The 11729-nt window shown below is 73.9% G+C and carries 11 protein-coding genes; 5 read left to right on the top strand and 6 right to left on the bottom strand.

Going from position 1 to position 11729, the window contains the following annotated elements:
- Window positions 1–27: 27 nt before the first annotated feature.
- Window positions 28–3165, bottom strand: a complete 3138-nt coding sequence (locus ACZ3KP_RS15845) for a sacsin N-terminal ATP-binding-like domain-containing protein (RefSeq protein ID WP_467499908.1) — start codon at window positions 3163–3165, stop codon at window positions 28–30.
- A 431-nt stretch (window positions 3166–3596) separates the two neighbouring features.
- The gene (locus ACZ3KP_RS15850) at window positions 3597–4523 is read right to left on the bottom strand and encodes a DUF3027 domain-containing protein (RefSeq protein ID WP_467499910.1); all 927 of its coding nucleotides are present in this window, start codon (window positions 4521–4523) and stop codon (window positions 3597–3599) included.
- A 484-nt stretch (window positions 4524–5007) separates the two neighbouring features.
- Here ACZ3KP_RS15850 and ACZ3KP_RS15855 point away from each other — a divergent pair, with 484 nt between their 5' ends.
- The 4 genes from ACZ3KP_RS15855 (at window position 5008) to ACZ3KP_RS15870 (ending at window position 8579) form a co-directional block, all read left to right on the top strand.
- Window positions 5008–6480: an MFS transporter gene (locus tag ACZ3KP_RS15855; RefSeq protein WP_467500283.1), complete on the top strand. Its 1473-nt coding sequence runs from the start codon at window positions 5008–5010 to the stop codon at window positions 6478–6480.
- 62 nt (window positions 6481–6542) lie between these two features.
- Window positions 6543–7016 (top strand): DUF2771 domain-containing protein, encoded by a 474-nt coding sequence (locus ACZ3KP_RS15860; protein ID WP_467499912.1) that lies wholly within the window; start codon window positions 6543–6545, stop codon window positions 7014–7016.
- Window positions 6986–7738, top strand: coding sequence for a futalosine hydrolase (locus tag ACZ3KP_RS15865; protein ID WP_467499913.1), 753 nt, complete (start codon window positions 6986–6988; stop codon window positions 7736–7738). Before ACZ3KP_RS15860 ends, ACZ3KP_RS15865 begins: the two co-directional genes overlap by 31 nt.
- Complete coding sequence (locus ACZ3KP_RS15870; protein ID WP_467499915.1) at window positions 7725–8579, top strand: 1,4-dihydroxy-6-naphthoate synthase; 855 nt, start codon at window positions 7725–7727, stop codon at window positions 8577–8579. Before ACZ3KP_RS15865 ends, ACZ3KP_RS15870 begins: the two co-directional genes overlap by 14 nt.
- A gap of 43 nt (window positions 8580–8622) precedes the next feature.
- Here ACZ3KP_RS15870 and ACZ3KP_RS15875 read toward each other — a convergent pair whose 3' ends face one another.
- Both ACZ3KP_RS15875 and ACZ3KP_RS15880 read right to left on the bottom strand, forming a co-directional pair.
- Window positions 8623–9099, bottom strand: a complete 477-nt coding sequence (locus ACZ3KP_RS15875; protein ID WP_467499917.1) for a hypothetical protein — start codon at window positions 9097–9099, stop codon at window positions 8623–8625.
- Window positions 9100–9118: 19 nt separating this feature from the next.
- Window positions 9119–9502: a cold-shock protein gene (locus tag ACZ3KP_RS15880; protein WP_132891678.1), complete on the bottom strand. Its 384-nt coding sequence runs from the start codon at window positions 9500–9502 to the stop codon at window positions 9119–9121.
- Between the two features lie 187 nt (window positions 9503–9689).
- Here ACZ3KP_RS15880 and ACZ3KP_RS15885 point away from each other — a divergent pair, with 187 nt between their 5' ends.
- Window positions 9690–9944, top strand: a complete 255-nt coding sequence (locus tag ACZ3KP_RS15885) for a hypothetical protein (protein WP_132891679.1) — start codon at window positions 9690–9692, stop codon at window positions 9942–9944.
- Here the strand turns inward: ACZ3KP_RS15885 and ACZ3KP_RS15890 are convergent.
- Together ACZ3KP_RS15890 and ACZ3KP_RS15895 are read right to left on the bottom strand one after the other, a co-directional pair.
- Window positions 9917–10585 (bottom strand): HAD family hydrolase, encoded by a 669-nt coding sequence (locus ACZ3KP_RS15890; RefSeq protein ID WP_467499920.1) that lies wholly within the window; start codon window positions 10583–10585, stop codon window positions 9917–9919. The two genes, ACZ3KP_RS15885 and ACZ3KP_RS15890, sit on opposite strands and share 28 nt — an antisense overlap.
- Window positions 10586–10744: 159 nt before the next feature.
- Window positions 10745–11707, bottom strand: a complete 963-nt coding sequence (locus ACZ3KP_RS15895) for a hypothetical protein (RefSeq protein ID WP_467499922.1) — start codon at window positions 11705–11707, stop codon at window positions 10745–10747.
- Between the last annotated feature and the right edge of the window lie 22 nt (window positions 11708–11729).

Here is an 11729-nt window from a genome sequence, read left to right on the forward strand (position 1 = left end):
CGACCGGACTGCGTCTCCTGCGGCTTCTCAGTCGAACCAGCGGTCCCGGGCCAGTTCCTCCGTGCGGGACGGGTCCTCCAGGAGGGCCGCCACCTCGAAGCGGCGGGGCCACTGGCCGGCCGCCCAGGCGAGCCCGGCCGCGACGCCCTCCAGGGTCGCGGCGTGCAGGGTGCCGTCGCCGGTGAGGCGCCAGTCGATCTCGACGCCGTCGACCACCAGTTCCTCGTGCTCGACGTACGTCCGCGGGGTGCGCGGGCCCAGCAGGACGTGGACCGGCTCGGGGACGTCGTGTTCCGTGCCCTCGGAGTCGACCGAGCCCGTCACCGACTCGCTCAGCCGCCGGACCTGGAACAGTTCCGCCAACTCTGCGGCGCGCGCGGGGCGTACCGGCAGCAGCGGGACGCCGGTCGTGAACGGGAGCAGGTCCGGGGAGTCGACGACCACCGCGTCCGCCGCGTCCACCACCGTCACACGGCCGTCGATCACCGCCCGCACCTCGTCGGGCAGCGTGACCTGTTCGGGGTCCAGGTCGGCCAGCGCGCCGTAGAGGGCGTGCAGTTGGGCGGCGGTGACCGGACGGTCGGGGTCGGCCAGGCGGTCCAGGAGTTCGGCGGCGCCACCGGGCTCGTCGAGGAGCGCGGCCACCGACGTCCGTACGCCCAGCGCCCGCAGCACCTGCTCGTCCCCGAAGCCGGTCGCGTCGGCCTCCTCGTAGAGGCCGCGCAGCAGCGGGTCGCCGCCGGCCGCCAGCAGGCCCGCGGGGCGGCGGCCGTCCAGGACCGGGTGGCCGCGCAGCCACCAGGCCGTGTACGGGCGTACGACCTCGTGGGTGCCGTCCGGCAGCAGGACCCGGACCGGCTGGGTGAGGGCATCCCGCAGGGGCGGCTGGGCGAGCAGGGCCAGGGCCTCGGGCCAGTGGTCGTCGTCGACGAGGTCCAGGTCGCGGACGGCGATCAGTTCGGTGGCGACCGGCGGCACGGGGGAGTCCGGGAAGCGGTCGAGGATGTCCTCGCTCCAGACGTCGACCGCGTCCAGCAGCCCGGCGTCGTCGGGCTCCGCGAAGTCGCCCTCGCGAGGCTCCAGTTCGTCCGGGTCCAGGACCACGTCGGTGGCGCGCACGAGCGCGAAGTTGGCGAGGACCCCGCAGGCGGCCAGGGGCTGTTCGCCCCACTTCTCGGCCAGTTCGGCGTCTACGGCGGCCAGTTCGTCCTCGCGGATGATCCGCGCGAAGGGGCTGCCCGGGAGCACCAGTTCGCCCGCCGGGGCCAGTTCGCCGTCCTCGTCCGGCAGGGCGAGCGCGCCCAGCCAGGGCTCGTCACCGGGCTCCAGACCGGCGTCGCGCACCAACGCCAGGACCGTGTCCGCGAGTTCCTCGGCGTCCAGGGCGTCCTCCTCCCACAGCGCACCGCCCGCGTCGTCGAGGGAGGCGGCCACCGCGGCCCGCACCTGCGGGGTGGTGAGCACCGCGCGCGGGGACGCGGGAAGGGCGCCGAGCTTCTCCAGGAGGGGGTGGGCGGCGTCCTGGTGGGCGACCTTGAGGCCGAGCCGGGCGAGCGTCCCGGGGTCGATGGCGGCCGAGTCCGGGGTGGGCAGGAGCACCTGGCGGGGGCCGATGGCCGTACGGCTGTCGGCGAGCGGCACGGGCAGGCCGGACAGCCGGTCCGGGTCGACGCCCGCGAGGCTGTCGTAGAGCCGCCACCACCAGTCCGGGTCCTTCTCCAGGCCGGCCAGCCGGTCGATCGCGTCGGCGAGCGGCAGCCGGGCGACGGACAACGTGCGCAGTTCCACACGGCGTTCGAGACCGGCGGGCAGCAGGGTGGGCAGCACCTCGGCGAGGACGCGGACGGTCTCCGCGCCCGCCCCCTCGACGATCTCCGCGTCCCGCGGGCGCAGTGCCTCCGGAAGGCCGGGGTCCTCGGCGTCCTCGGGGCCGCCGGGCTCGACCGCGGGCGGCAGGAAGGCGGTGCGCGGCAGCCGGTCGAGGATCGCCTGGCGCAGCGCGCCGTCCAGCTCGCCCTTGCCGAGCGGGCCGGGCACGAGGTGGATGATCCCCTCCCCCACCGGCCGCCAGCCGGCCAGCAGTTCGGCGTACGCGTCGGCCGCGCGCTGCACCAGGAAGTCGGTGAGCGGGCCGGGGGCGGTGTGCCGGCGGGTGGTGTCGAGCGGGAAGGACGCGATGAGCAGGGCGGGCACCCCGAGGGGCTCGTCGCTGGGGGTGGGCGCGTGCACGACGGAGGCGGTGCGCGGGCGGTCCGGGGCGCCCTGGCCGTCGGTGGGTACGGCCCAGGTCAGCGACCAGTGCGGACGCAGCCGCTCCTCGACCGGCCGGTCCGCGAGCAGGTCCGGGGTGAGCGCGCCGTGCGCGGAGACGGTACGCCAGCGGGTCGTGCCGTGCCGTGAGTCCGATACGACCGTGTGGGCGCCGTCGGTGTCACGGCGCAGGGTGCGGACCGGCTGGTCGCCGTTCTCGATCACGACCTCTTCGAGTCCCGGCAGGGCGAGCAGAAGGGCGTCGTCGACGGCGTCCAGGAGGCGCTCGGCGAGGTCGGCGGCGGCGGTGTCCCGCAGCGGCAGGATGACGACGGTGTCGTACGGGTCCGGGGCGGTGCCCTCGGCGGCGAACGGGAGCCGGAGCAGCGGGACATGACCGTCCCGGCGGCGGATCTCGTCGCCGAGCCCGGAGCTGTGCGCCGCGGTCGCCTCGGCCAGTTCCCGGGCCTCGGCGAGGGACCAGCGGACGCCGCCGTGCCGGCCGACGACGGCGGGCTCGTCCGTCACCGCGAGCACGGCCGCGAAGCCGACGCCGAACCGGCCGACGGACCCCTCGGTCTCCTCCCGCTTCGCGGAGGCGCGCAGGGTGGAGAGGGATTCGGCGCCGGCCGCGTCCAGCGGGGCGCCGGTGTTGGCGGCGAACAGGACGCCGTCGCGCAGGGTGAGGCGGAAGCGGCCGGGGACGCCGGCGCGGGCCGCCGCGTCGGCCGCGTTCTGCGCGAGCTCCACGACGAGCCGGTCCCGGTAGCCGCCGAGGACCAGGTCCTCCTCGGCGTTGGCGTCCTCACGGAACCGGGCGGGGCTGGTGGCCCAGGCGTCGAGGACACCCCGCCGGAGACGGGCGGTCCCGAACGGGTCGGCACCCTCGGCTGCGGGCCGCACGAACTTGCTCACGTTCACTCTCCTCATCGGCGTGAGCACGAAGGTACCGCCTCGCCCGGGGCTCTTCGGCTGGAGGCCGCCGACCTCGACCGGGGGCTTCCGGAGCGTCGCGACCGTGACATCGGGCCGCTCCGGGTCCACCGGGTCGACGTCGGTCCCGGGCCGGGCACGGACACTCCTGCGCGAGTGGGCCGCCGGCATATTCACCGACCTCACTCTCGGAGCAGGGTGCGGGAGCGGCGAAGCACCCACGCCGCGCACGCGGCCCCTCTCACACTTTCGAGACCGCGACCGCCGGCGATTGCCGACCGGGCCGGCCCCGCCGCGGACGGTCCCCTGGGTACGGCCGCCGGTCAGGCCCTCGCCGGAAGCCTTGCCAGGGCCGAGGGGTCAGGGCCGAGGGGTCAGGGCCGAGGGGTTAGGGCCGAAAGCGGCCCGTCCGCCTAGGAGTGGCCCAGTTCGGCCGTCTCCTCGTCCGAGGTCGCCGGGACCGAGCCGGAGTCGGCGGCCGGGCGGAGGGGGAAGGGATCGACCCTCGTCTCGTCGATCACCGGCGGGGCCGGCTGCGGGGTCTTCGGCATGACCGCGGCCTCCGAGTGGCCGCCGCAGCCGTACGCGAGGGAGACCACGCGGCCGTCGGCCGGGGAGAACTCGTTGGCGCAGACGCCGAAGGCCTGCCCGAGGGAGCCGCCGATGGGGCTGAGGAAACCACAGCTGACGCAGGTCGCGGGGGCGGCCTGGGCCATCGGGGTCTTGGCGCCGAACGCCTCCTCCCAGCGGTCGGCGGCGACATGCAGGCCGTAACGGGACAGCACCCGGGCCCGGCGCATGCCGAGTTCCTCGGCGACCGAGGCGATCGTGCCCCGGGAGGGCACCGTCGGGAGGTGCGCGGGGGTGCCCGCGGTGACGTCGGCGTCCTCCGCCTCCGCCAGTTCCTCCATCTCCTCGGAGACCGGGGAGTTGGGCTCCGGCTCGTCCTCGCCGGTGTAGCCGGGCTCCAGGCGGAGGTCCTCCGCCTCGGTGGGCAGCAGGTCGCCCGGGCCCATGTCACCGGGGCGCAGCCGCTCGCTCCACGGCACCCACTCCGGGGCCAGCAGGGCGTCGGGGCCGGGGAGGAGCACCACCTCGTCCAGGGTGACGATCTTGGCCCGGGAGGCACGGGCGACCGTCACCGCCCAGCGCCAGCCGCGGTACCCGAGTTCCTTGCACTCGAAGAAGTGCGTCACGACGCGATCGCCCTCGGCCACCGTGCCTGCGTGCTCTCCCACCACCCCGGGTGCCGCGGCCTCCTCGGCGGCGGCACGGGCGAGGTCGACGGCCTCGGCGCACAGACGGTCGGGGGTGCGGCTTCGCGTTGTCGCTGCGCTCACAGGTATCGCTTCTCTCCTACGCCGTCTCACGAGTGCGGTCGCCTCCGGCGGTGGGGCGGACGGAGCGGACCTGGGGGCCGCATCGACGTCCGCGTCCGATCGCGCTCGGGCGCACCTATGCCATCCATTCTGCGCTATGGCTGAGATACGCACGCTACCCCGTCGCCGGTGGTGGGGGACAGTCCGGCGGGGCCGACGACGGCGGGGGCGCGCACCGGTCGTCGCTCGGCCGCGGACCGACGGAGCCCGGTGAGGGGCCCATGAAGGAACCAGTGGGGGGCTGCCGAGAGCCCGGTGGGGGCCGGTGTTGCGGCGGTCGCGCAGTGTCCGCCGCACCCCTGCGGGACGCTCCACCGCCGCTGCCTGCCCCGGTTCGCTTGGCGACAAAGTGCACTAGGAACTGCACTCTCAGGGCACTATGAAGCACGTGGCAACCGCGAAGTCCCCCCAACGCTCCGTCGGGGTCGGTAGCGGTGCGGGCCGGATGCGCGGTGCCGCCCGCTCGGTCGGCCGTGCCCTGCACCTCCCGGTGACCGGTACCGCCCGGGGTATCCGCAAGGCCACACACGCGCACGGCGCGGGCGAGTCCGGCCTCGGGAAGCTGATCGAACTGCACGCGGTGAACGGCGCCGGCGATGTCATGATCACCGTCGCGCTCGCCTCGACGGTGTTCTTCTCGGTGCCGACGGACGAGGCCCGGGGGCGGGTCGCGCTCTACCTCGCCATCACCATGGCCCCCTTCACCGTGCTCGCCCCCGTCATCGGCCCCCTCCTGGACCGGCTGCCGCACGGCCGCCGGGCCGCGATGGCCGCCGCGATGCTCGCCCGGGCACTGCTCGCGCTGATCATCGCCGGGGCCGTGGCGAGCGGCGGGCTGGAGCTGTATCCCGCCGCGCTCGGCGTGCTGGTCGCGTCGAAGGCGTACGGCGTGGTGCGCAGTGCGGTCGTACCGCGGCTGCTGCCGCCCCGGTTCTCCCTGGTCAAGGCCAACTCCCGGGTCACCCTCGCCGGGTTGCTCGCCACCGGTGCGGCCGCGCCGGTCGGCGCCGGACTGCACGCCGTCGGCGACCCCTGGCCGCTGTACGGCGCCTTCGTGATCTTCGTCGCCGGGACATTCCTCTCCTTCACCCTCCCCCCGAAGGTCGACTCCGCCAAGGGCGAGGACGTGGCGCTGCTCGCCGCGGAAACGCACACGCGGGGCGGGCAGAACGGGCAGAGCGCGAAGGCCCCGCACGCCTCACAGGCCTCACAGGCCTCACAGGCCTCACAGGCCTCGCAGCAGGATCCGCAGGACTCGATGGACCCGCCGGATTCGAAGGAGTCCAAGGAGTGCAGGGAGTCCAAGGAGGCGAAGCGGCCGGGGCTGCGGACCGTCGGGCCGGCCGTCACGCACGCGCTCGGCGCCAACGCGGCCCTGCGCTGCCTCTCCGGCTTCCTGATCTTCTTCCTTGCGTTCCTGCTCCGCGAGCACCCGCTGACCGGCGAGAGCGCCGCGGTGTCGCTGGGGATCGTCGGCGTCGCCGCGGGCGCGGGCAACGCGGTCGGCACGGCGGTGGGCTCCTGGCTGCGCTCCCGGGCACCGGAGATCATCATCGTGACGGTGGTGGCCGTGGTGCTGGGCACGGCGATCGTGGCGGCCCTGTTCTTCGGCGCCTTCCTGGTGGCCGTCCTCGCCGCGGTGGCCGGGTTCGCGCAGGCGCTGGCCAAGCTGTGCCTGGACGCGCTGATCCAGCGGGACGTGCCGGAGCTGGTGCGGACCTCGGCGTTCGCCCGCTCGGAGACGCTGTTGCAGATGGCCTGGGTGTTCGGCGGCGCGGTGGGCATCGTGATGCCCCTCAACGGCACCCTGGGGCTCGTGGTGGCCGCCGCGATCGTGGCCGCCGGCTGGCTGACCACGCTGCGCGGTCTGCTGGCCTCGGCCCGGCACGGCACCCGCACGCGCCCGCGAGTGGCGTAACGAACCGGGCACGCCGTACCCCACGTGGGGAGCGGGCCGAGAGCGCCCGATAGCCTTCGGCCATGACCACGCTGCACTCCCGCTCGCGACGCCGCCGCGTCGTCGCCGCCGCCGGCGCCGTTTCCGCCGGACTGCTCGTCCTGTCTGCCTGTGACAAGCCGACCCCGATCGCCACGGTCACCGTCGGCACGGCCTCGGTCAACTCCGAGGCCACCTGCTACAACGACGGCAAGGCCCTGGACACGGCCTCGCTCGCCAAGTGCCTCAAGGACACCGGGATCAAGTCGATCAAGGTGGACCCGGACGAGACCGTCCGCTTCGGCGTCGACCCGAAGATCGCGGACAGCGGCTGGACCATCCTGATGAACGGTCAGGCGCTCACCGAGTCCAGCACCAAGACCTACCGCACCATCCCGGGCAGCGTGTTCTTCAACGCCCAGTACGGCGCGTCCGGCAACTCGACCCTGGTCTCCATCAAGGAGGGCGACAAGTCGGTGCTGGGCCTGTGGTCCTTCAAGCTCAAGAAGGACGCCTGACCACGTCCGCCGTACGCGTCCTCGTAGCCACCGCGGTCCCCGCCGAACGGGATGCGGTGGCGACGGCGTTCGGTGACCGCACGACCGAGGTACGGCTGCCCGCCGGCACCCTGCTGCGCACCGCCGGGGGGTACGACCTCCTCGCCGCCGGGGTCGGCCCGGCCGCGGCCGCCGCGGGCACCGCGACCGCCCTGACCGCCGCCGCCCTCGAAGGACGCCCTTACACGCTGGTCGTCTCCGCCGGGATCGCGGGCGGTTTCCAGCCCCGGGCCCCCGTGGGTTCGCTGGTCGTCGCCGACGAGATCACCGCGGCCGACCTGGGCGCCGAGACGGCCGACGGATTCGTGCCGGTCACCGACCTGGGCTTCGGAACCGTAAGCCACCGTCCACCGAATTCACTCGTACGTGCGGTCGCCGGGGTGACCGGCGCGCGCCCCGGCACGGTGCTCACCGTGTCCACCGTGACCGGGACCGCCACCCGCGCCGCCGAACTGGGCGCCCGGCATCCTGGCGCCCTCGCGGAGGCCATGGAGGGTTTCGGCGTCGCCGACGCGGCCGCCGCGCACGACGTGCCCTGCCTGGAGATACGCGCGATCTCCAACCCCGTCGGCCCCCGCGACCGCGCCGCCTGGCGCATCGGCGACGCGCTGGCCGCCCTGACGGAGGCCTTCGGGAAGCTCACGCCCGCCTTGGAGGGTTGGAACCCACATGACCACCGGTGACCTGCTGAAGATCGCTTACTCGCCCTGCCCGAACGACACCTTCGTCTTCGACGCCCTCGCCCACGGCCGCGTCCCGGGCGCCCCCGCGCTCGACGTCACCTTCGCGGACATCGACGTCACCAACGGCATGGCCGAGCGCGGCGAGTCGGACGCGCTGAAGGTGTCGTACGCCGTGCTGCCGTACGTCCTCGACGAGTACGCGCTGCTGCCCTGCGGGGGCGCGCTGGGGCGGGGCTGCGGGCCGCTGGTGCTGACCCGGGAGGCCGGGGTGGACCTGACCGGCCGCACGGTCGCCGTGCCGAGCGAGAAGTCGACGGCGTACCTGCTGTTCCGGCTCTGGGCGGCCGACACCCTCTCGGACGGCGGGGTCGGCGATATCGTGGTGATGCCGTTCCACGAGATCATGCCCGCGGTGCGGGACGGCAAGGTCGACGCGGGGCTCGTGATCCACGAGGCACGCTTCACCTACCAGAACTACGGGCTGCACAAGCTCGCCGACATGGGCGAGCACTGGGAGGACACGACGGGCCTGCCGATCCCGCTCGGCGCGATCATCGCGAAGCGCTCGCTGGGCGCGGAGCGGCTGACGCACCTCGCCGACGCGATCCGTACGTCCGTCCACGCGGCCTGGGACGACCCCGAGGTCTCCCGGCCCTATGTCATGGCCCACGCCCAGGAGATGGACCCGGCCGTCGCCGACCAGCACATCGGGCTCTACGTCAACGAGTTCACCTCGGAACTCGGCGAGGACGGCTACGCCGCGGTGCGCGGACTGCTCACCCGCGCCGCGGCCGAGGGACTCGTCCCGCCCCTCGGCCCGCACGCCCTCGACTTCCCGTAGGCCCGCGGTTGCCCGCGGTACGTGAGCAGGCCCCGGACCGGGGTCAGGGGCCGTCCGGCGGGTCGCCGTCGGTGAGGTGGTCGGCCGGTGGCCACTCGGCCAGCGCCAGCATTCCCAGGACCTTGCGGATGAGGAACCCCGCCAGCGGCACCTCCACGAAGACCGCCAGCACGGCCGACTGCCACACGTCCGGGGTGCCGAGGGCGAGCGACACGTCGAACCAGGCGTCGCAGACCAGCAGCGCCCCCGTGGCGACGGCCGTCACCACGACGGCCCGGTGCCGGCGCCAGCCCAGCACGGCGGTGGCCGCCATGGCGAGCACGAGCAGGACGTCGAAGCCGACCCAGGTGGTCCGCCACTGACGGACCGTGTACCCGCTGGGCAGCGTGAACGCCAGCAGGAGCGTCCACGGGACGAGACCGACGGCGCAGACGGCGAGCAGTTCCAGGATGTGCCGCCGCTGCCGCCGAATCCGTGCCAGCAGTTCGGGGGACGCCCCGTCGGTCCGTATGTCGCTCACTTCGGCTTTCCCCGGCGGCCTACACGTCCAATTGGTCCGCGACCGCGCGCAGCAGACCGGCGATCTTCTTGCCCGCGGTCTTCTCGGGGTAGCGGCCGCGCTCCAGCATCGGCGTGATGTTTTCGAGCAGTGTCGTCAGGTCCTGCACGATGGAGGCCAGCTCGTCCGGCTTCTTGCGCTGGGCGGCGGCGACCGACGGGGTGGGGTCGAGAATGACCACAGAGAGCGCCTGGTCACCGCGTTGACCGGCGACGACGCCGAACTCCACGCGCTGACCGGGCTTGAGGGCATCGACCCCGTCGGGGAGAACCGAGGAATGGACGAAGACGTCACCGCCGTCGTCACGGGAGAGAAAGCCGAAGCCCTTCTCGCTGTTGAACCACTTGACCTTGCCGGTAGGCACGTCTGTCCTCGTCCTCGTATCTCGTCGGGAACTGCTCGGAAAAGTTCTGAATGCAACAGCTCTGAACGGGCCTTGATAGCACTCGGGCGGGTCGACCATGACCCGCCGGTACCAAGGCTAATGGTCTTCGGGCGCGTGACAAGACGTCGCCCGGTTGTTCCTTCGGGCAGGGAACTACCCTGGTCGAGTGCGTGACAAAACCCAAGCGAATTCCGCCGGGCCCGGTGACCGACTGATCCGCGCCGGTGCCGTGGTCTTCTTCATCGGTACGGTGGCCACACTCGTCACCGTGATACCGCTGTTCCTCGGTGCGAAGCCTTTTCCGACCTACATGTACCTGCTGAGCATGCTCATGGGCGTCGGCTTCCTGATCGCGGGCGCCGGGGTGCTCCAGTCGATCGCCGCCGGCCGCCGTCAGGCCCGGGCGGCGTCCTCCCGGTAGCCGTCCTCCCGGTGGCCGTCCGCGCGGTACCGGGCCAGCCAGGCGGGCAGCTCGGTGAGGTCGGTGAGCACCACGTCGGCGCCGGCGGCGCGCAGCTCCCCGGCATCGCACGGTCCGGTGGCCACGGCCACCGACAGCGCACCCGCCGTACGGGCTCCCCGCACGTCTCCGACGTGGTCGCCCACGTACACGCCCGCGCCGTGCTCGCGCAGCGCCACGGCCTTCTGCTCGGCCCACAGGTCGCCCACCACCGCGTCCGGGACGATGCCGAGGTGGCCGAGGTGCAGCTTCGCGTTGGGCTCGTACTTCGCGGTCACCACGAGCGTCTTCCCGCCGGCGTCCCGCACGGCGGCGATCGCCTCCCGGGCGCCGGGCATGGCGGGCGTCGCGGTGATCGCGATCTCCGGGTACATGGCCCGGTACAGATCACTCATCTCCGCGATCCGCTCGGCCGGGAACCAGTGGACCAGTTCCTCGGCGAGGGGTGGCCCCAGCCGGGTGACCGCCAGATCGGCGTCGATGAACGTCCCCGTCCGCTCGGCGAGCGCCGTGTAGGTGGCGTGGATACCGGGCCGGGAGTCGATGAGCGTCATGTCGAGGTCGAAGCCGACGGTGAGCGGGCGAGAAGTCATATCGGCCATTGTGCCGCTCCCCGCAACCCCGAAACACGCCCCGTCAGGCGCCCGGGACGTGCCCCGTAAGGGGCGCGGGGAACTGCGCGATCAGCCCCCACCGACCCGCAGCCGCCGTACGACAGCCGCCCCCTCCCCCTACCGCGCCCCCAACGCCCCCAGCGCCCCCTACCGCGCCCGCTGCGACCGCCACACCACAAACACGGCCGAGCCCAGCGCAGCGCCCCGCACGACCCACGGCCACGTCTCCGCCACGGCCCCGCTCATGTGCCCCTCGGCGATCGGCGCCCCCCAGCGCCCCGCACTGCGCCCCCACAGCCACACCAGCCCCGCCGCCACCGACAACCCCGGCACCCACATCACCGCCAGCTTGGTCTCCGCCGGGGTGAGGCGCCGGGAACCGTAGGCGATGAGCCAGCCCAGGATCAGCGCGAACCAGTTGCCGAGCACCGCGCCCACCACCAGGGCCGCCGCGGCGAGCAGGAGCAGCGGGTTGGTCCAGCCGGCCGCCGGGCGGGGGACGAAGCGGATCCCCCGGCGCGGCGCCGCGGCGGCCTCGACCACGGGGGCCGCCTCCTCGGGCTCGGCGGCCCCGCCGCGGCCGTCCCCCGGCTCCTCCTTCTGGAAGCTCGGCCTGCGGAGCATCTCCGGGATCTCCACACCGCCGACGAACCCGGGCACACTGTCGGCGTCCCCGAACGGACTGCTGTCCACCCGCCACCAGTCGGTGGGAGCGGCCCCTTGCCCGGGGCCGCCCGGCTCGGCGGGCCGGGGCCGCGGTACGACCCGGCGCGGCTCCTCCGACGAGCCCGACGAGCCCGACGCCCCGGACGCGGCCTTCGACGGGCCCCCGTCCGGCTGGACCGGCACCGCGGCCGGCGCCGGCTGCGGCCCGCCGTCCGTCGTACCGCCCGCCGCCTCGACGACCTCGTCGGGCGTGCCCAGCCGGTCCAGGATGCGGCGTACGGCCGCGGGGCTGTCGACGGTCGCCTTCGACCGGTGCCGGTCGATCTCGTTGCGCAGCCCGGACACCAGCCGCATGCGTTCCGCCGACGACAACTGGCGCTGGTGCGCGATGTCCCCGACACGGCTCAGATACTCGTAGACGACCTGATCGCTCTCGATACCCACGAAGTCCCCTCCGGGGCCGCTG

Source organism: Streptomyces sp. NPDC020958, assembly GCF_055562175.1.

Bases quoted from the DNA above. Each gene is read 5' to 3' on its own strand.
- ACZ3KP_RS15870 (WP_467499915.1), top strand. From the start codon at position 7,725: ATGACCACCGGTGACCTGCTGAAGATCGCTTACTCGCCCTGCCCGAAC.
- ACZ3KP_RS15860 (WP_467499912.1), top strand. From the start codon at position 6,543: ATGACCACGCTGCACTCCCGCTCGCGACGCCGCCGCGTCGTCGCCGCC.
- ACZ3KP_RS15890 (WP_467499920.1), bottom strand. From the start codon at position 10,585: ATGGCCGATATGACTTCTCGCCCGCTCACCGTCGGCTTCGACCTCGAC.
- ACZ3KP_RS15855 (WP_467500283.1), top strand. From the start codon at position 5,008: ATGCGCGGTGCCGCCCGCTCGGTCGGCCGTGCCCTGCACCTCCCGGTG.